This window comes from Endozoicomonas sp. (assembly GCF_965196975.1).
Classification (GTDB): Bacteria; Pseudomonadota; Gammaproteobacteria; order Pseudomonadales; family Endozoicomonadaceae; genus Endozoicomonas.
This window is the reverse complement of the sequence record NZ_OZ239981.1, coordinates 4522501-4541514: the sequence shown is the minus strand read 5'-3', so window position 1 is coordinate 4541514 and position 19014 is coordinate 4522501. Positions and strand designations below refer to the sequence as shown.

General features: G+C 46.2%; 16 protein-coding genes (1 of these 16 only partly in view). 11 read left to right on the top strand and 5 right to left on the bottom strand.

What is annotated here, in order from left to right; all coding sequences use genetic code 11:
* The first annotated feature begins 105 nt into the window (after positions 1 to 105).
* Positions 106 to 720 carry a guanylate kinase gene (gene gmk / locus ACOCLE_RS20360; RefSeq protein WP_419534004.1) on the top strand — a complete coding sequence of 205 codons (615 nt, stop codon included), beginning with the start codon at positions 106 to 108 and terminating at the stop codon, positions 718 to 720.
* 68 nt (positions 721 to 788) lie between these two features.
* Positions 789 to 2510 carry a hypothetical protein gene (locus tag ACOCLE_RS20355; RefSeq protein ID WP_419534003.1) on the top strand — a complete coding sequence of 574 codons (1722 nt, stop codon included), beginning with the start codon at positions 789 to 791 and terminating at the stop codon, positions 2508 to 2510.
* A 60-nt stretch (positions 2511 to 2570) separates the two neighbouring features.
* On the opposite strand, the gene ACOCLE_RS20350 is transcribed toward ACOCLE_RS20355, so the two are convergent.
* Positions 2571 to 4388, bottom strand: a complete 1818-nt coding sequence (locus ACOCLE_RS20350; protein WP_419534002.1) for an aminopeptidase P family protein — start codon at positions 4386 to 4388, stop codon at positions 2571 to 2573.
* Positions 4389 to 4611: 223 nt separating this feature from the next.
* Between ACOCLE_RS20350 and rpoZ the strand changes: the two genes are divergently transcribed.
* The 3 genes from rpoZ to ACOCLE_RS20335 all read left to right on the top strand — a co-directional run bounded on the left by rpoZ (position 4612) and on the right by ACOCLE_RS20335 (position 7673).
* Positions 4612 to 4863: a DNA-directed RNA polymerase subunit omega gene (gene rpoZ, locus ACOCLE_RS20345; protein WP_066016900.1), complete on the top strand. Its 252-nt coding sequence runs from the start codon at positions 4612 to 4614 to the stop codon at positions 4861 to 4863.
* 85 nt (positions 4864 to 4948) lie between these two features.
* The gene (spoT, locus tag ACOCLE_RS20340; protein ID WP_419534001.1) at positions 4949 to 7081 is read left to right on the top strand and encodes a bifunctional GTP diphosphokinase/guanosine-3',5'-bis pyrophosphate 3'-pyrophosphohydrolase; all 2133 of its coding nucleotides are present in this window, start codon (positions 4949 to 4951) and stop codon (positions 7079 to 7081) included.
* A gap of 205 nt (positions 7082 to 7286) precedes the next feature.
* Positions 7287 to 7673: a RidA family protein gene (locus tag ACOCLE_RS20335; RefSeq protein ID WP_066016902.1), complete on the top strand. Its 387-nt coding sequence runs from the start codon at positions 7287 to 7289 to the stop codon at positions 7671 to 7673.
* A gap of 825 nt (positions 7674 to 8498) precedes the next feature.
* Here the strand turns inward: ACOCLE_RS20335 and ACOCLE_RS20330 are convergent.
* On the bottom strand, positions 8499 to 9356 hold the full coding sequence (locus ACOCLE_RS20330; protein WP_419534000.1) for an SDR family oxidoreductase: 858 nt from the start codon (positions 9354 to 9356) through the stop codon (positions 8499 to 8501).
* A 164-nt stretch (positions 9357 to 9520) separates the two neighbouring features.
* Here ACOCLE_RS20330 and ACOCLE_RS20325 point away from each other — a divergent pair, with 164 nt between their 5' ends.
* From ACOCLE_RS20325 to ACOCLE_RS20310, 4 genes are read left to right on the top strand one after another with little or no spacing between them, the layout of a single operon-like run.
* A complete protein-coding gene (locus tag ACOCLE_RS20325; RefSeq protein WP_419533999.1) occupies positions 9521 to 10429 on the top strand; it encodes a hydrogen peroxide-inducible genes activator in 909 nt (302 codons plus the stop codon).
* 17 nt (positions 10430 to 10446) lie between these two features.
* Positions 10447 to 12531 (top strand): ATP-dependent DNA helicase RecG, encoded by a 2085-nt coding sequence (recG, locus tag ACOCLE_RS20320; protein ID WP_419537239.1) that lies wholly within the window; start codon positions 10447 to 10449, stop codon positions 12529 to 12531.
* Between the two features lie 54 nt (positions 12532 to 12585).
* Positions 12586 to 13182, top strand: coding sequence for an ankyrin repeat domain-containing protein (locus tag ACOCLE_RS20315; protein ID WP_419533998.1), 597 nt, complete (start codon positions 12586 to 12588; stop codon positions 13180 to 13182).
* Positions 13183 to 13239: 57 nt separating this feature from the next.
* The gene (locus tag ACOCLE_RS20310) at positions 13240 to 13644 is read left to right on the top strand and encodes a hypothetical protein (RefSeq protein ID WP_419533997.1); all 405 of its coding nucleotides are present in this window, start codon (positions 13240 to 13242) and stop codon (positions 13642 to 13644) included.
* Here ACOCLE_RS20310 and tnpC read toward each other — a convergent pair.
* Positions 13595 to 15100 (bottom strand): IS66 family transposase, encoded by a 1506-nt coding sequence (gene tnpC, locus ACOCLE_RS20305; RefSeq protein WP_419532963.1) that lies wholly within the window; start codon positions 15098 to 15100, stop codon positions 13595 to 13597. The two genes, ACOCLE_RS20310 and tnpC, sit on opposite strands and share 50 nt — an antisense overlap.
* A 94-nt stretch (positions 15101 to 15194) precedes the next feature.
* Here tnpC and ACOCLE_RS20300 point away from each other — a divergent pair, with 94 nt between their 5' ends.
* Positions 15195 to 15743: a hypothetical protein gene (locus tag ACOCLE_RS20300; RefSeq protein ID WP_419533996.1), complete on the top strand. Its 549-nt coding sequence runs from the start codon at positions 15195 to 15197 to the stop codon at positions 15741 to 15743.
* Positions 15744 to 15885: 142 nt separating this feature from the next.
* On the opposite strand, the gene ACOCLE_RS20295 is transcribed toward ACOCLE_RS20300, so the two are convergent.
* Complete coding sequence (locus ACOCLE_RS20295; RefSeq protein WP_419533995.1) at positions 15886 to 16311, bottom strand: DUF962 domain-containing protein; 426 nt, start codon at positions 16309 to 16311, stop codon at positions 15886 to 15888.
* A 264-nt stretch (positions 16312 to 16575) separates the two neighbouring features.
* Between ACOCLE_RS20295 and ACOCLE_RS20290 the strand changes: the two genes are divergently transcribed.
* On the top strand, positions 16576 to 17484 hold the full coding sequence (locus ACOCLE_RS20290; protein ID WP_419533994.1) for a homocysteine S-methyltransferase family protein: 909 nt from the start codon (positions 16576 to 16578) through the stop codon (positions 17482 to 17484).
* A gap of 225 nt (positions 17485 to 17709) precedes the next feature.
* Here the strand turns inward: ACOCLE_RS20290 and ACOCLE_RS20285 are convergent, their stop codons facing one another.
* On the bottom strand, positions 17710 to 19014 hold the 3' portion of the coding sequence (locus tag ACOCLE_RS20285) for a SulP family inorganic anion transporter (RefSeq protein WP_419533993.1). It continues 255 nt past the right edge of the window; 1305 of the gene's 1560 nt are visible here — the last part of the coding sequence; its start codon lies beyond the right edge, outside the window — the gene reads right to left on this strand; the stop codon is at positions 17710 to 17712.

Below are 19014 nucleotides of genomic sequence, written 5' to 3'. Positions count from 1 at the left end.
TCAAAAGGTTATTTTGTTTTGGTGCAAATATATGGGGCTAAACCCCTAGTCTGACTTAGACTATAAATTACAGGTTAAAAACAGGGCTTCTTCCCTGGAGTGTTCATGAATATTGGCAAACTTTACATTATTGCTGCCCCTTCCGGTGCTGGAAAGACCAGCCTGGTAAAGGCGATGGTTGAATCCACGCCTCATGTGCGGGTGTCTATCTCTCATACAACTCGGGGTATCCGCCCAGGTGAGCATGATGGAGTGAATTACCACTTTACTTCTATTGAAGGCTTTCAGGATATGTTGAAAAAAGACATGTTTCTTGAGCATGCAGAAGTATTTGGGAATTATTATGGAACATCAGCTCACTGGGTTCGTGAACAGCTGAACAAAGGTGAAGACGTTATCCTGGAGATTGACTGGCAGGGAGCACAGCAGGTGCGAAGTTTGATGCCTGATGCTGTTTCAATTTTTATTCTGCCGCCTTCTCTTGAGGCGTTGAGAGAACGGCTGATCGGGCGGGCTACCGATGATCTTTCCATTATTGAAAGACGGATGTCTCAAGCGGTCAATGAAATGTCTCACTATGGTGAGTTTGACTACCTGGTGATTAATGACGAGTTTGATCTTGCCTTGCGGGACCTGCAAACCATCATTCGAAGCCAGCGCCTGTCAATCAATTGGATGCAGCACTACAAGGAAGACCTAATTAAGGGGCTCATAAACTAAACAGTGTCGGGGAGCTATAAGCAAGAAGCTCCGTCTAAATTAATCAAACATTACAGGGACGTAATGTTATGGCTGTTAGCAGATTACCTGGTGGTAACCTTTCAAGGTATGATCAAAATAATCAGAAGGCTGTAAAGAGTCCAAAATCTGCAAAACATAATCAACGCAAAGTTGAGAATAGACACTGTGATAATCAAATTAAAAAAAGTAGTGCTGAGCCCTCTAGGACTAAAAATACAGACTTAAAGTCAAGAAAGGCCGGTTTTTTAGATCGTTTACCTGTTACTTTTATGAAGCCTGATGGCAAGAAGAGTCATCAGCTTGATCCAGATAAATTGCCAAAGTCACTTTCTAACGTTGCCAAAAAAGGGGGTAAGGCAAAAACTGCAGAAGAGGCAAGAGGCGCCATAAAGGGCTATTTCCAGCTACTGAGACAATCTTACTCTAGGGAGGCTCCTCCTTCGCCAAAAGTAAGGGAGCAGTTATATAACGATGTTGTAAAGCTTTCTGCAAAGGTCATGAGTTTTGAGTTTACCGCTGGCAAGGATAACGATAAAGAAAAAATGCTAGGTTTAACCGCAGAGCTTCTGCAACAAATGCAGACAGGCTTGGAAACTTCTTCCGCAGAGTTTGTGAATAGTCAGGTAACAGCAGTTCTGTCACTAGGAATGATGACTCCAGAGGATAAAGAGTTTCTTTTTGCTTCCTGTTTGAATACCCAGATTATTTCTGTAGATAAATATACCGCGGATATTGAGAATTTAGATCGCAGCGTTTCTAAGCTTAATACGGAATTAGCTGGTGCAAAACCAGAAGATGTAGACGGTCTTAGGGGTAGAATCAAAAATGCAGGTCTAGAGCGGGATGATTTAGTGAGAAAGCATGATCAGCTGGTAAACAAAGAAAAGGGAGGGATGCATGGACAAAAAGAGTTTTTTCAAAGTTGCTATAAAATTATGATGGATCAGGTTAGATCTGAAATCAGGACTGGATTAAAAAAACAGCTTAATAAAAAAAGTGCTGACCTAGGAGCAGGGTTAGTTAAAAGCATAATGGACAAAATGGATTCAACCCTACGTAGTAAATCTGAATCTATTGCTAAAAATGCAGCTAATGAAAAAAAAGGTGTTAAAACAGAAGTTGTTTATCAGCAAAAAAGAACTGGTCTTTTTTTACTACTGAATGAAGAGGTTTCAGGGCTTCTTGGAGGAGATAAAAAAGGCTCATCTGAATTAAAATCTTTACCTACAGATAAAAGTGATTCACCAAGGTCAGCTCCTGCAAGGGATGAAGAACCAAAGGGGGTTGATCTGATATCAGTGAAGTTAGATATTGATGACGTATTTCTTCCTATGAACAAACAGGCTGAAGAATGGGCAGAAACCTTATTAAACCAACTTCCTGACTCCGTGCGTAAGGTGGTTGATGTGGAAGACTTGGCTAGACGTCTCACTGATAAAGCGCTTGAAATGGATATAAGGGATGGTTTGATATTGCCTGAGGGGTCAGAATCTCCCTTTAATAGAAACAGCGTGTCTCGTAAAGCTATACGTAGAAAGAAAGGCACTGAAGCCAGTAAACCATCGACATCAGTAACAGAAGCGTTAAAAGAAGCTGTTGTTAAACAGGAGCAAAAAATAAAAGCTCTTGCTGCTAATCTGCACACAACTGCTGATACTAAGAAGCAAGGTGTAGTTCAGGAGCTGGCCAGGTTCTTTGAAGACGTTATTAAGCAGCACAGAATTGAGGCTGGCAAGGGATTTACTGGGCGTTCGTCAACCTGGCTATAGCCATGCTTGCTCGTTGGCTTCTTATTATACCAACGAGCGAGGTGGTGTAGGTTCCTTATTTTACAAATCCTTAGCAGCCTCTTCTAGCCATTCCAGATCTTTCCCTTTGAGTTCAGGTGAAAGTGCTTCTCTCACCATTCTGTGGTATCCATTCAACCACTGAATTTCTGCATCAGTCATTAGTTCTTTAACCAGTGGCTTAGTATCAAATGGAGCAAGTGTCATAGGAATGAGCTTGAAGAATTTTCCAAACTCATTCTCGATATCCTCAGCAACCAGCATAATATTCTCAAGCCTGACGCCGTGTTTGTGATCACGGTAAATGCCTGGTTCGTTAGTAACCAGCATGCCAGGTTTCAGGGCAACATCAAACCATCTTGGGCTGATGCTTTGGGGGCCTTCATGCACATTCAGGAAGTAACCAACTCCGTGGCCGGTACCATGATTGAAGTCGATACCCTCGCTCCATAAAGGCTGCCGGGTAATGGCATCCAGCTGTATCCCCCGTGTTCCTTCCTTGAACTTGGCAGTGGCCAGAGCAATATGGCTTTTCATCACCAGGGTATAGTCTCTCTTCTCCTCATCAGTCATCTCCCCACAGGCAAACGTACGGGTGATATCCGTTGTGCCATCTGGATACTGAGCACCTGAGTCGATGAGCAGCAACCCTTTGTTTTTAATAGGATAAGCAGACGCTTCATCCGCCCGATAGTGACAGATAGCACCATGTCCGGCGTAGCCAACGATAGAGGGAAAGCTGACCCCTTTGAAATACTCGGACTCTGAGCGAAATTGAAGCAGCTGCTCATCAATATTGACTTCATCCAGCTGTCCAGTTGGAACGTTGCTTTCCAGCCAGCGCATAAAACGAACCATTGCAGCGCCGTCACGGCGATGACAATCCTTCATCCGTTCAATTTCTGTGCTGTTTTTAATGGCCTTAAGGTCTGTAGTTGGCAATCTATCTTCGATAAGCTTAATCGATTCAGGAATGGCGGCGGCAAGCTTATAACCGGTGTTGGCCGGGTTGATCATCAGGCGAGTGTTATCTGGAAGCGTTGATAACCTGTCCAGAATTTCATCATAGTCGGCCAGATCTACGCCAGCCTTTGCCAGTGCTGCCAGTGCATCAGCTTCTATTCGCTCTTTGTTGATAAACAGTGTGATGCGGTCAGGTGAGATCAGTGAATAGGCAAGAAATACAGGGTTACACTCGATATCAGAGCCCCTTAGATTAAACAGCCAGGCAATATCGTCCAGTGTGGTGATGAGAAGTTCTGCTGCTTGTCGTTCCTTGAGAATTTCTCGAACATCAGCGACTTTTTCGGTGAGGCTTCTACCTGAATATAAATCCTCGTGAACAAATACGGGCTCAGCAGGCAATGCAGGTCTGTCAGGCCAGATATCATTCAGCAGATCGTGATCGAATTTCAAAGTAATTGATTTGTCAGCCAATTTCTTTTCGAGGTTTCTGACGTTGCTCAGACTCTGAGTCGCACCATCGAAACCAATGCAGCCCTGCTCAGTAACTTCACCTGCCACCCAGTCAACCATTGAAGGGACTCCTGGCTGGCCATCTTTCATCAGGGTGATTTCTGAACCTGTCAGCTGCTCTGATGCCTGAATAAAGTAGCGGCCGTCAGTCCACAGTGCTGCCTTGTCTTGTGTTACCACCAGTGTGCCCGCAGAGCCGGTAAAGCCGGAGAGCCAGGCACGACCTTCCCAGTGAGGCGCTACATACTCACTGTTGTGGGCATCCGAAGATGGGATAATCCAGGCGTCAATGCCATGTGCAGCCATTGCATCACGAAGATCTTGAAGCTTTTTGGCTCTCTCTCTGGTCTTGTTTGCTCCAGAGCTGTTCGGGATATTCACCATGTATTTATTCCAGGCTTTTGGCCGTTCGGCGAGTTATTTTCAGGCAGGACTGTTTTTCTGCTTAGATCATGCTTACGAATACTATAATCCGCACTCCTTATGGAGCAAACACTAACCCTGCTAAAGCTTGTCTGGCTATAGGTCGTAAAGTACACTAAAGGGTCCGGCAAACCGGCATTAAGGTTCTGTTATCGGAACCTGATACTAATTGATGGAGTAAAATGTGGCTCGAGTAACTGTAGAAGACTGTCTGGATAACGTAGATAACCGCTTTGAACTGGTTATGGTTGCCTCCAAGCGTGCCCGCCAGCTGACTATTGGCGGTAAGGATCCCAAGGTAGACTGGGAAAATGATAAGGCAACGGTGGTTGCTTTGCGTGAAATTGCAGAAGGTCTGGTGACCCCTCTTTCCGTTGACGACCGCACGGTTGATGACGATGAAGCAGCAATGTTTCTGGCTGGTGTAGAACAATAAGCGTTTTACCTTCGTACTATCTTTAGATCACAGGCTTTAGAAGATAAGAAGGTGCAATGGATGATCTGCGCGTAAGGAGCGGACTTTGCTGACCATCGATGAGTTTGCCGGCCGCTTGAAGTCCTATCTGAATCCCGAGCAGGTCAACCTGGTTCGTCGGGCCTACTATTATGCGGAGCAGGCCCATGACGGACAAACACGCCGAAGCGGCGACCCATATATTATTCATCCCCTCGAAGTAGCCTCTATTCTTGCCGATATGCACATGGACCATCAGAGTCTGATGGCGGCCATGCTGCACGACGTTATTGAAGACACGGGAATCGAAAAGCAGGACATTGCCGGGCAGTTCGGTGATGTGGTTGCGGATCTTGTGGATGGGGTCAGTAAGCTGACCCACATGAATTTTGAAAACAAGACGCTGGCCCAGGCCGAAAACTTCCAGAAAATGGCCTTGGCCATGGCCAAGGATATTCGAGTCATCCTGGTTAAGCTGGCCGACCGTCTCCATAATATGCGTACATTGGGTGTGCTGAGGCCTGACAAACGCCGTCGCATTGCCAAAGAAACGCTGGATATCTACGTTCCCATTGCCAATCGTCTTGGCATGCATACGCTCAGGATAGAGCTGGAGGACCTGGGCTTTTTTGCTATGTACCCCATGCGTGCCCGGCTGATTCGACAGGCGGTACGCAATGCCCGTGGTAACCGTAAAGATTTGGTCAGTCAGGTTCAGCAGGCGATTGCCGCCCGCCTGGAGGAAGAAGGCCTTAAAGGCCGGGTAGTTGGGCGTGAAAAGCATCTTTACAGCATCTATAGCAAGATGAAGAACCAGCGCAAGTCTTTTGATGACATCATGGACATGTTTGCGTTCCGAATCATTGTGGACAAAGTTGACAGTTGCTATCGAGCGCTTGGCATTGTCCATAACTTCTATAAGCCCATTCCCGGTCGGTTCAAAGATTACATCGCCATCCCGAAAGCTAATGGTTACCAGTCGCTTCATACCACTCTGTTTGGTATGCACGGCGTGCCCATAGAAATCCAGATCCGGACCCAGGAAATGGAAGACATGGCCAATAATGGTATTGCTGCCCACTGGCTCTATAAGTCTGGAGAAGAAGCGTTGTCTGGCAGCCATGCCAGAACCCGGCAGTGGCTCAAAGGTGTACTGGAACTGCAGAAAAATGCCGGAGACTCACTGGAGTTTATTGAGAACGTTAAAATCGATCTCTTTCCAGATGAGGTTTATGTCTTTACCCCCAAGGGGCATATTCTCGAACTGCCCAAAGGGGCAACAGCGGTTGATTATGCTTATGCCGTTCATACCGATGTGGGTAATACCTGTGTAGCCTGTCGTATTAATAAACGTCTGGCGTCTCTCAGTCAGCCATTGCAGAGTGGCCAAACGGTTGAAGTTGTTACCGCACCGGGCGCAAGGCCGAATGCTGCCTGGTTGAATTTCGTTGTGAGCGGCAAGGCTCGCTCCAACATTCGCCACTTCCTTAAACATCAGCGCAGAAACGAGTCGATCGCCCTGGGCCGACGTTTGCTGAACAAAGCACTGGTCAGCTTTGACAGTAGCCTTGAGCAAATTAGCGAACAGGTCATTCACAAGCAGTTATCGGTATTTAGTCTGGATGACCTTGATGAGCTTCTGGAAGATATTGGTCTCGGTAACCGTATGGCCTATATTGTCGCCAAGATATTGGTTGAGCCTGGTAGTCTGCCTGAGAACAAGAGTCAGCTGGACCTTTCCAACAGTGAGAAACCGCTCTCTATCCGTGGCTCGGAAGGCATGGTCATCAGCTTTGGTAAGTGCTGTTACCCAATCCCGGGTGATCCAGTCGTTGGTCATGTCAGCTCGGGTCGGGGTATCGTTATTCATACTGATACCTGCCCCAATGTTTCTGAAGTTCGACATAACCCAGAGAAGGTTCTGGAAGTTGAGTGGGATAAGGAGGTTTCCGGTGAGTTTACTGTAGAGCTCAGCGTAGAGCTGGAGCATCACCGCGGCATGATTGCCTCTCTGGCTACAGCAATTACTGCGGTGGAAGGCAATATTGAGAAGATCAGTATGGTCGAGCAGGACTCTCGATGCAGTATTGTTCAGCTGCTGCTCAGTGTTCGTGATCGGGTACATCTGGCAAAAATTATTAAACGACTTCGGGTTATTAAAGGAGTTCACTCCATCATTCGACGGCGTCGAGATTCATAAGTCTTTGTTTATTAAAACTCATCAATAAAATGCTTTGGTATTACCACTGTTAAAAAATAGTGGTCACAATCCGGTAAATATTGCTCTTAATCCTTGAAAAATAATGTTTACACCCTAGTATCGGGTAACTTCTTTTTCGGTTTTTCCATGGGGGCTGAGGGCTTTCCCCAGGGCTTCTGATTCCCAAGTTTAAGAGAGTAGATCGATGAGTAACCGACAGACGATTAATACTGATAAGGCTCCCCAGGCCATTGGGACCTATTCCCAGGCAGTAAAAGCAGGAACCACTGTTTACATCTCAGGCCAGATTCCACTGGTTGCACAAACCATGGAATTACTGGAGGGAAGTTTTAAGGAGAAAACCCGCCTCTGTTTTGAAAACCTTCAAGCCATTGCCATGGCTGCTGGTGGCACTCTTGACGATGCTGCCAAAGTGACCATTTTTCTTACCGATATGGCTAACTTTGCAGAAGTGAATGAGGTCATGGCTGAATTCTTTAAGCAGCCTTATCCTGCCCGCGCAGCTGTTGGTGTCAAAGAGTTGCCAAAAGGAGTACCAGTGGAAGTAGAGGCTATTTTGGAACTTAAGTAAGTTTCTTCAGTGATGAGCTCTTGATCTTCGGTCAGGGGCTCTACGAATATCCTGCGACGCACATTTCTTTTGGGTTTGATTCTTTTACAGCTTTCCGATGTATTGATGATCACAATCGGCTGAGTTGCGCTGTCGATACTGGGTTTGGTCTGGAGTCTCAGACAGTGTGAACATTCGGAATAGAACTGGCAGTGGCTTTGCCATTGCATATCCATAATTTCTGAGTGACTTTTGCTCGGTTCATTCAGTATACGCCCTTCTCCTGCTGGTATTGAGCTCTTTGTGATATCCCCTTGTCTTTCAGAAACTTCATTAACCGATCTTCCTGAGTGGAAATGTGTTGGCGAAGTGTTCTTCTTATTTTCCAGATTGAGGCACTGCACCATGTTGTTTGCTGGTGGGACCGAGGTTGATAGGGCCGTACTCACAATATTACGCTCTTTTCAGTGGTTAAAATTTAAACGAATTAACCGTATAGAAAGATTTTTAAAGTGATAGTTCAAAAATAATAGGCAGCATTGTTATCCAGATGTTCTATCTGTAGCCTATCCTGTGGGTAACTCTGTGAATTATATCTTGGTAAGCCGTTAATAAGCTTTTATTAACGGTGATTCAGGACTATTTGCGCTGTGGATTGTCAGGCTCTGCCGGTAGTAAAAATGCCTGAAGAACCTGGCAGTAGGGCTTATACCAACGGCACTTTCTAACTCTCTATTGCGTAGATGGTCAGTTGGTAACGCCCCATAAGGCTATGACTCGTTACTTCGTCTTGCCTTGTACTTCTGTCCATCATGCTCATAACGGGTTTAAAAAGTTTAATTGGTATTAATTTCCGTCATGGATAAGGCTTGAATAGCCGCTTTTGTAGTCTGGAAAGTAAAACTTATAACCTGTCTCAATAATCCTCTGATTCGAACACCTTCGGTTTCCGCGCTGCGGCGATGGATAATTCTCATTATCTAATGACACATTCAGTTGTTCCCCGAGCCATTGCAGTACATCGAACGTTGTTGCCGGAGTATTGTCGACACCAAGATACAGGTTATCGACAGGCATATTATCCATATCTCTTCGAATAAGGTGCGCGATGATTCCTGCACAGTCTTTTTGATGAATGCGATTACTGTAGATTTCCGGTTCTGCCGGACAGCCTTCACCTTTTAGAACACGGCTAATTAATCGATTCCTGCCGGGCCCATAAATTCCACCAAAACGAACAGCAGTACCGGGGAATGGAGCATGGTGTAACAGGCTTTCTGCTTCCAGCATAACTCGACCATTAAATTTCACAGGCTGGGTTGCAGACGTTTCATTTACCCATTCTCCCCTGCTTTGGTGGAATGTGCTGGTGCTGGATGTGAAGAAAATACGTTTTGGCTGGTACCGCTCAATCACTAAACGGTTAAGAATATTCTGCAGCCCTTCAATATAAGCCTGTTGGTAATGCTCTTCTGATCGCCCATTAGAAGCCGCAGAATAAACTACATAGTCAATCTGTGCAGGCCAGTCGCCTAGATTTTCAGCATTAAATAGGTCTCCGTGAATGGGGTTCACGCCAGAGGGAAGCTTTTCAATATTTCGCCGAAGCCCCCAGACATTAAAGCACTTCATGGAAATCAGCTGTCGGGCGAGTTCGCAACCCACATCCCCACAGCCAGCAATCAATATGTTGAGCTTATTCATAGCTATCATCTATTGGTTGGTATAACCTTCGGAAAAAACATAATGGCGAATTCATTTATATAACTGTATAAATTTACAGTATTATAGGTGGTACGAGCATCCTTGCCAGTCTTCCTGTGCTTTTATGAGCTCAGGGCTGTTCATCGAGACAGTTGAAAAACATTATGACACTGACAGAACTTCGCTACATTGTCACCCTTGCCCAGGAGCAGCACTTTGGCAGAGCTGCCAGTAAGTGCTTTGTCAGCCAGCCAACACTGAGTGTTGGGGTCAAAAAACTGGAAGATGAACTGGGGGTTGCCTTGTTTGAGCGAACCCGGAATGCTGTTCGTGTTACCCCAATGGGTGAATTGATCATCAGCCAGGCTCAGAAAGTTCTGGAAGAGGCATCGGCAATTAAGCAGCTGGCAAAAACCGGTCAGGATCAGCTCAGTTCACCCTTGAGAGTGGGAGCTATCTACACCATTGGACCTTACCTCTTTCCCCATCTGATTCCTCAGTTGGCACAGACCGCACCCAATATGCCGCTTTATATTGAGGAAAACTTCACGGCGGTTCTGCGCAGAAAGCTTCGTCTTGGTGAACTGGATGCCATTATTGTTGCCCTGCCCTTCAATGAGCCGGATGTGTTAACCAAGCCCCTTTACGATGAGCCTTTTCGGGTATTGTTGCCGGGGGGACACCCGTGGGAAAGTCAGAGAGAAATTGACCCATCTGATCTGGTCAAAGAAGAACTGCTGCTTCTGGGCGAAGGGCACTGTTTCCGCGACCAGGTGCTAGAGGCCTGCCCAATGCTGGCCAGTAAAAAAGAAGCTGGCAGTGACGGCAGTGGGATTGAAGCCACTTCACTGGAAACTATCCGGCATATGGTGGCATCGGGTATGGGCATCAGTGTGCTGCCACAGTACGCCGTTGTGGATCATCACTATGCCCCAAATATTCTCAGTACCCGACCATTTTGTGCTCCCTCCCCCAGCAGGACCGTGGCTCTGGCCTGGCGGGCCAGCTTCCCGAGGCCAAAGGCAATTGATGTGCTTTCCAATGCCTTAAGGCAGTGTTCGGTTGACCAGTAAGTGAGCCTATGGTGAGTATGAACATGTCATTGAATACGGTTCCGGTAACAACGTTAAAAGGCGTTGGTGAGGCTCTGGCGGACAAATTGGCCAGGATAGGCATTCACAATATTCAGGACCTGCTGTTTCATCTCCCACTCCGTTATCAGGACAGAACCAGAGTCACGCCGATTGGTTCCCTGCAGCCTCACAGTGATGTGGTGGTGCAGGGGAAAGTTCTGGCATCGGATATCGTTATGGGCAAGCGTCGCAGTCTGCTTTGCCGAATTGGTGATGGATCTGGATCAATCAGCCTGAGGTTTTTTCACTTTACCGGCGCACAGAAAAATAACCTCAGGCAAGGGGCAGAGGTTCGATGCTTTGGAGAACCCCGACGGGGCGCTACCGGGCTTGAGATGTATCATCCTGAATATCGGGTGATCAAATCGGATGCGCCTGCTGACGTTGAAGAAACATTAACACCGGTCTATCCAGCAACAGAAGGTCTGACACAGCAGCGAATCCGCAGTCTGTGCGAGCAGGCATTAAAGCTGCTCGCTGATGAAAGCTCCCTGCAGGAACTTCTACCTGTGGATATTCGGCAGAAATATCGGCTCAGTTCGCTGGTGGAAGCTGTTCGCCTGCTGCACCAACCGCCACCAGAAGAATCGATGATACTGCTCAGTGAAGGGCGGCACCCTGCCCAGCAGCGTCTGGCTTTTGAGGAGTTGTTGGCTCATAACCTCAGCCTTCAGCAACTCAGAAGGCGGGTGCAGTCTATCGGTGGTTTTGCCATGCCACCTGAAAACCGGTTAACCCGACAGTTACTGGAGCAACTTCCCTTTTCCCTTACCTCTGCACAGCAGAGAGTCACTGATGATGTCAGTCAGGATATGGCCACTCAGCTGCCAATGCTACGGCTTGTGCAGGGGGATGTCGGTTCAGGCAAAACCGTGGTTGCAGCGTTGGCTGCTCTACAAGCGGTAGAAAATGGTTATCAGGCTGCTGTGATGGCACCAACGGAAATTCTGGCGGAACAACACCAGTTTAACTTCTCAAACTGGCTGAAGCCGCTGGGCATTTCCATGGCTTTCCTTTCTGGCAAAACAAAAGGTAAAAAACGTCAGGAGACTCTGGATCAGATAGCTTCTGGTGAAGCTATGGTTGTGGTTGGAACCCATGCTCTGTTTCAGGACGATGTCATTTTTCATAAGCTGGGCATGGCCGTTATTGATGAGCAACATCGGTTTGGCGTCCATCAAAGAATGGCATTAAGGAAAAAAGGAGAGAAAAACGGAGGGCTACCTGACCAGCTGATCATGACTGCTACACCAATTCCCAGAACATTGGCCATGAGTGCATACGCCGATCTTGATGTTTCGGTGATTGACGAGCTACCGCCTGGACGTACACCAATCAATACTGTCGTTATTGGCGACGACCGTCGAGAAGCTGTCATTAAACGCCTTAAAACAGCTTGCCTTGAAGGACGACAGGCATATTGGGTGTGCACGCTGATCGAAGAGTCTGAAGCATTGCAGTGCCAGGCGGCAGAAGTGACCGCTCAGCAGTTGAAAGAAACACTTCCAGAGTTGTCTATAGGCCTGGTTCATGGACGAATGAAAGCCAGTGAAAAGGCTGAAGTGATGAAGGCTTTCAAGGAAGGTCATCTTCATCTTCTGGTGGCAACGACGGTTATTGAAGTGGGTGTTGATGTCCCGAATGCCAGTCTGATGATTATCGAAAATCCTGAGAGGCTTGGGCTTGCTCAGCTACACCAGCTACGTGGACGGGTTGGCCGCGGAAATATCGCCAGCCACTGCCTATTGATGTACCACGCGCCACTATCTCAGCAAAGTCGTGAACGTCTGCAGGTGATGAGAGATTCAAACGATGGCTTTGTGATTGCGGAAAAAGATCTTGAGTTAAGAGGCCCTGGCGAGGTTTTAGGTACCCGGCAGACAGGTCTGGCACAGTTTCGGGTTGCCGATTTGGAAAGAGATCGTGATTTGCTGATGGCTGTACGTACCGCGGCGCAGGAGTTAATTCAACAGTCGCCAGAAGGTGTCGAGCCGTTGGTGCATCGCTGGCTTGGCAAAGGTGAGGATTATGCTAATGTTTGATTGAGTGGGCCAAAGCTCATTTAAACACCGTAATCGCTTAGGGAATTTCCATCTTTGGATTCTTTATCAAACTTACACCCAACTTATCCTCATCATGTAAATGCATCCTTTAAGACACCTGAGCTCCATGAACTAGTTCAAGAGTTAACTCCTGATGGACTTGAAAGGTATTTATCAACATTTCGGGGCGATATAAATAAAACAGGAGAGAATGGTTTTCCGATTTTGCACTGTGCTCTTCACAACGAGTATTTTGAAGCTATTTTTCAACAGCTTCTTTCCGCTGGTGCTGACCCAATGGCTATTGATTCGCATGGAAATACCATCTTGCATAGGCTTGCCCGAAAAGGAGATTTTCAAGGTTTTCAGAGTGTGTGCAAGCAGATCTATTATTCAATAAATTTTGAAACCGCCAATCATAGGGGCTATACACCCATGCATTGTGCGGTTCGCTCAGATTGCGCAGGAATAGTCTTGTTACTGCTAGAAAGCAATCCGGATTTACTTCTTTTAAAAGATCATGATGGTAATACACCTGTACATTTAGCGGCACTGTATCATCAATATGACTGTCTTTATGTAATGCTTCAGGAACATTCAGGGCTGTGCTGTCTGGATATTATTAATGAGACTGGGAAAAGACCGACATAATTAGTTGAAGATTGTACTCAACCCTGCTTCAGCTTGCTTAACTCAGAAGTAAAAACAATGATGAGGATCGCTTATCCTGAGAGCTGTGTATCAACCGCTGATCAACTTTTATATGAGTCACAAAAAGCAAAAGACATATTAGAGGATGAGAGAAATCAGTCCTTAGTAAATAATATTTCTCAAAAAATAGCAGAAAAAATTTCTAGTCTTGATGATGGTAAATTTGAAATCTACAAACGTGGATTACAAAAAAGTTCAAGTCAATGCAATTATCCAGTAAGTATATTTATTGATTACTCAACCAAGACCGCATTAGTTGGGTCTATTTATGCCATGGTCAATGATTCGGAACGGAACTGCGTTGCTGATTTGCTGTCTGCTATTTGGAATCTGGCACATAAAATTTTGGTAACTATTCAGCACCCAGCAAAGGCGTATTGTTGTAATTTCGAACCGCTTTAAGAAGCGCCTGAAATATGTTCAACCCCTGCTTTTTAGCAGATGATAAATAGCTTCGGATTCGGGTAAACATGGTACCTCCGTCTTCGCTTCTGAAGCAGCCTGAGATCTTCTGCTTAAGTTTGGCCATCCTGGCATCACGTTCACTGCCATTGTTATCGAAGGGAATTGAAAAGTCCGACATGAAGCGCAACGTTTCAACCTTAAACTCAATAAGCCTTTTGAACAGGTTGTAGGCCTTGGTATTCCTGACCTTCTTACGTCCAAGCACCTGTCGTTGTTTTTCCATATAAGCGGTTTCCTTCGTGAGAGCCCTTTGAAGGATTTGGTCGTATATCGTCTCAATGCGAAGCTGTATTGCACCAGGCATTTGAGTCAGACCGGCTGCTTTGTATTTCTTGCAGAAGTGCCAGGAGAGCGTAAGCAATTTCATCAGCCGCAGAGCCAGCTTATTCGCATCCCTATCGACAACTCCCTGAAGCTCTCTCAGATGATGGGCATTACAAAGCACATGCACTGCCGCATAGGCAAAGTAGGACTTCCAATGATCGTGAACCAGAATGCCTGCAAAAGTCAGCAGGATGCCCATTGCATCCATTGCTTCACAACCTCGCCTTTCTGAGAGGTAGTAAAGCGTCCATTGGTCATCTCGCATAATGTGTAACCACCACAGTGAACCGTCAACCCGCATGCCAGTTTCATCCGCTCCTGCAACCGGACTTTCTTGTAAAGCATCGCGGATACTCTGCTCAGTAGAGGCCAGGTTCTCATGGGTATAGGCAACAAAATTGGCAACAGAGCCTGCGCTGACACTCATGCAATAAATAGTATTGAAATACTCAGACACCCGGTGATATGGGATGAAGTGATACTGGTTTAAATGAACAGCCATTGCCTGAGTCACTTCTCCGTATTGAGCAGCGGCTTTCACTCCTTGGGGAAACTCAGCGGTGTTCCGTTTACCACAAGGACATACTTTAACGTCTGCCCAGTACGCGGTAACTTCAAATTCTCCGGGTCTACCTGGATCAAAAACCTGTCGCTCAATGTATTTGGTGGGTTTAATATCGATAAGCGAAGACTGGCAACAGCAACATTTTTCAACCTTCAGATGCCTGACATAATCGGGTAAGGCGACACGTCTCAAACAAGAGCCTTGATGACCTTTCTGGCCACCTGGTTTATTGCCTGAAGATGGTCTAAGGCTTTTGGGGTTCGGTGTTTCCTGTGAGGAGCAGGGGGCTTCTTTGGAAGATGTATCACCTTTATCACTCCCTTTTTTACTGGGCTTTTGATAACCATCTGACGATGGTGGCTTACTACTGTTTTGACTGTTTTTATTAACCCTTTCTTCCAGTTCGCTGCAACGTTCCCGTAAAAGCGCATTCTCGGTCCGAAGCTCTTCATTCTCTTTAAGGAGAGCTTCGGTAAACGGAGTAGCTGGGAAGTCTGGTTCCATACTGGAGATTTGTTAGAAAAATTGAGTATAAGATGATGGTCGAAAAATCAGAAAATTCCAGATTTATATGAAGGGTGCTGAATAGTTACAAATTTTGTTTACTGTCGATTTCAAACGTAAGCGTGAAATTGGCTCAGTATTCAGCACTTTTGATGAGCTGGGTAGACATCACGCGATTAGAGAAAGTTGGGATGATAACAGTACAAATCTGGATGATGGACATGTATGGTGTAGAAAAGGCACTTTGGGTGATAAAGAAATTCCAAGCACACTGCTGGATAACCTCATGTCACTAAAAAAGCTGAGTCAGTATTACAGTGAGCAGATAGATAGTGAAAATAAGACAGCAGTCCTTTATAAAAAGAATAAGTCCTTAGGTTTACCTTATCTGGCAGGTACCTCCGGAATGTGTAGCTGCTTTTATGCAGTCTACCCATTGCTAGGGATAGACTTTAACAGTCGTATGGGCAGGCAATTAGCCGAAGTTATGTCTGCATTTATTGTTGCTATTGGCTTTCATACCTTTCAAGAATGTTATGATGCTTTTAATTTGACAGACCTCTATCGAAGCAGTAAGGAGGTAATGGTAGCAGCAGAAGATGAAACAGGAGTTTTTAATCGAATGCTTTTTTATCCTTCCTAGCTTTCATGGGGGGATTGTTGTCTGCCAAGTTAAAGTATCATTATGGAGCCCTTTCTATACTGAAGTTTCTGGATGCCATCTTGGGCTCTGACGAACGAAATATTTTTTGCCTGACACATTTTAGTATCAGGCAAAAGTTATCTTAATAGCTGATTTTAAATTTACGAAACAGAAACCCCAGGCACCACAAGGGGCCAATCAATAGAAACTGTAGATCCTCAAAGAAAGACGGCTTTTTCCCTTCTACCTTGTGACCAATAAACTGAAAGATCCAGGCGACGATAAAAATCGCAATGCTGGCCTGTAAGACATAAGCTCCAAGGGCTTGAGAGAGTGCAGCCGATACAGCAAATACAACAATCATTGCCAGAGATAGCTTAAATGAGAGCTTGAAATAGAACAGCATGGTGATGGCCATAAGGGCCCAGGCTGCAACAGGGCTGAATGCCCACACAATACCGACAATGCTGAAAAGAATAGAGGGCACACAAATCCAGTGGATCAGTTTATTGGTTTTATTTTGGTGACTTTCGCCGTATTCACTGAACCATTGCTCGATAGTTTTCATAGTTATGTCGCCTCTTTATCTTCTTATTATTGACATAAAAGGCTAATCTATCATTTGGTACTATGGTTCGCAATTGATGACCGGTCAGCTAATCCTGGGACTTAATGATGGTGTCAGAAATTCCATCATCAACAATTTACTTTATTCTTCCCAATGCTCCCCTTTATTGCCAGCCAATATCGTGGCTATTGTCGATATCATTGTCAGCTATACTAAACTGCTGCCTCACTTGCTGGACCTTGTTAACTGTCGTCCGGAGTACCAATGCAGGACTTTCTTGATCGTTATGACTTCATGCTTTCAGAGGCCGCCGTTGTTGAAAGGCTGAAACGCCGGGACGACATCGCTCTGGACGACCACATCGTTCATGCCCACCTGATTTATGATTTGCCTGGCAGAACGGCGCTTTCAAAAATCTACAATGATTACATTCGCATAGCCCAGCAGGCGGACACGCCGCTTCTACTATTTACGCCAACTTGGCGGACGAATCAGGACAGAGTTGAGCGGTCCGGCATCAGTTCCACCATCAATCGTGATGCAGTTGATTTTCTGTATTCACTGAAGCAGCAAGAAAACGACACTGCAACTTTAAAAATCGGTGGAACCATCGGCTGCAGGAATGATTGCTACCGTCCTGAAGAAGCCTTGTCAGCCACTGAGGCCGCCCGCTTTCATAGCTGGCAAATCCGGCAGCTGGTTACTGGTGGGGTGGACTTTCTCATCGCTGTCACAATCCCGAGTGTTGAAGAAGCTTTGGGGATTGCTAACGCCATGGCGGTGACAGACAAGCCTTATATCATAAGCTTCGTCATTGGACGTGATGGCAAAGTATTGGACGGAAACTCTCTGGTTAATGCCTTTGATACCATTGATACTTTGGCAATAACGCCACCGCTCGGCTATTTTGTGAATTGTTCCTATCCCGCCTTCCTTAATCCTGTCACCCAGCCAGTAGCAGTCTTTCAACGGTTATTGGGAATGCAGGCCAACGCTTCCTCGCTGGACCATTCCGAGCTGGATGACTCCATGGAGCTGAAATCTGAACCTGTGGAAGCTTGGGGTGAGTTAATGCTCCAGCTCAACCATGACTATGGTGTGAAAGTATTAGGTGGCTGCTGTGGCACAGGTAGTGAACATCTCGAGTACCTGGTAAACCGTAATATTGCCTGAGGCGATGGTAATGTGATCCAGCCACTGTTGTTTCAATATCGTCATGGGCAAAGGAAATGGTGATCTTCCCATTGCTTCATAGAAGAAAGACCAAACAACGTTCGCTATTGTTTATTGATCGATAGACTCCAATGGAGCAGCATCCAATGACAACCTCCTTTGGGAAGTAGGCTCTATAAAAAAGCCCGGAGCAAAGTCCGGGCTTGAAGTCATGATTGATCGTAATCAGGCATTGGTTGCAACAAAGTACTTAGGATCTTCGATGACATTCACTTCCACGAGGTTGCCCGCTTTTGTCAGCAGCTTCTTGCAGTCATTGCTGAGGTGGCGGAGGTGCAGTGTTCTCCCGCTATTCATATAGCGTTCGGCCAGAGTATCAATGGCTTCCAGTCCGGAATGGTCACAAACTCGCGAGTCCTGGAAGTCGATAATGACATCCTTATTGTCGTCTTTTGGCGAAAACTGCTCCAGGAAGTGCGTGGTAGAGCCAAAGAACAGTGGGCCATGAACTTTATAAACGGTGGAGCCGTCCTGATCTTCCTGCTTTTCGATCTGAATATGTTTGGCATGCTTCCAGGCAAAAATCAGGGCTGAAACAATAACGCCGACAATAACAGCCACAGCCAGGTCAGTAAGAACAGTGACTACGGAAACCAGAATCAGTACAAAAGCATCTCCCTTGGGCACTTTGTTCATGATTCGGAAGCTACTCCACTCAAAGGTTCCGATAACCACGATGAACATGACACCGACCAGTGCAGCGACTGGAATCATTTCAATTAAAGAAGAAGCAAAAAGAATAAAGGTCAGCAGGAATAACGCCGCAGAAATACCAGACAGACGGCCTCGACCACCGGAATTCACATTAATCATGCTCTGGCCAATCATTGCACAGCCGCCCATGCCACCGAAGAAACCGGTAACCACATTAGCCACACCCTGCCCCACGCATTCACGGTTGCTGCTACCGTGAGTTTCAGTGATTTCATCAACCATTCTCAGGGTCAACAGTGATTCGATGATTCCGATAGCGGCAAGAATCAGAGAGTAGGGGAAGATGATCGTCAGGGTTTCAAAAGTAAAAGGGACTGAAGGAATACTGAATGCCGGCAACCCACCTGCAATACCCGCAACATCACCAACGGTTTTGGTATCCAGGTTCAGGCCAAGGGCAAGAGCGGTAACCACAATGATGGCGGCGAGAGAAGAAGGAATGGCCGTGGTCAACTTGGGCAGAAAGTGGATGATGGCCATGGTCAGGGCAACCAGTCCAAGCATTAAATAAAGTTCGTTGCCTTTCATCCAGGCCACATCAATCACACTGTTTTCCAGGAAAGAGCCAGTTAACCAGCCAGCTTCACCTTGCACACCAAACTGGCTCAGCTGTGCAAGGAAGATCACAATAGCCAGACCGTTTACAAAGCCGAGCATTACCGGATGAGGAACCATTCTGATGAACTTACCGAGCTTAAAGATACCGGCAAGTACTTGAATAATACCCATCAGAACAACTGCGGCGAACAGATACTG

What these genes read in the sequence shown, in the direction of transcription:
- gmk (WP_419534004.1), top strand. Translation starts at nt 106, where the DNA reads ATGAATATTGGCAAACTTTACATTATTGCTGCCCCTTCCGGTGCTGGA.
- ACOCLE_RS20355 (WP_419534003.1), top strand. Translation starts at nt 789, where the DNA reads ATGGCTGTTAGCAGATTACCTGGTGGTAACCTTTCAAGGTATGATCAA.
- ACOCLE_RS20350 (WP_419534002.1), bottom strand. Translation starts at nt 4,388, where the DNA reads ATGGTGAATATCCCGAACAGCTCTGGAGCAAACAAGACCAGAGAGAGA.
- ACOCLE_RS20335 (WP_066016902.1), top strand. Translation starts at nt 7,287, where the DNA reads ATGAGTAACCGACAGACGATTAATACTGATAAGGCTCCCCAGGCCATT.
- ACOCLE_RS20330 (WP_419534000.1), bottom strand. Translation starts at nt 9,356, where the DNA reads ATGAATAAGCTCAACATATTGATTGCTGGCTGTGGGGATGTGGGTTGC.
- ACOCLE_RS20325 (WP_419533999.1), top strand. Translation starts at nt 9,521, where the DNA reads ATGACACTGACAGAACTTCGCTACATTGTCACCCTTGCCCAGGAGCAG.
- recG (WP_419537239.1), top strand. Translation starts at nt 10,447, where the DNA reads ATGAACATGTCATTGAATACGGTTCCGGTAACAACGTTAAAAGGCGTT.
- ACOCLE_RS20310 (WP_419533997.1), top strand. Translation starts at nt 13,240, where the DNA reads ATGATGAGGATCGCTTATCCTGAGAGCTGTGTATCAACCGCTGATCAA.
- tnpC (WP_419532963.1), bottom strand. Translation starts at nt 15,100, where the DNA reads ATGGAACCAGACTTCCCAGCTACTCCGTTTACCGAAGCTCTCCTTAAA.
- ACOCLE_RS20295 (WP_419533995.1), bottom strand. Translation starts at nt 16,311, where the DNA reads ATGAAAACTATCGAGCAATGGTTCAGTGAATACGGCGAAAGTCACCAA.
- ACOCLE_RS20290 (WP_419533994.1), top strand. Translation starts at nt 16,576, where the DNA reads ATGCAGGACTTTCTTGATCGTTATGACTTCATGCTTTCAGAGGCCGCC.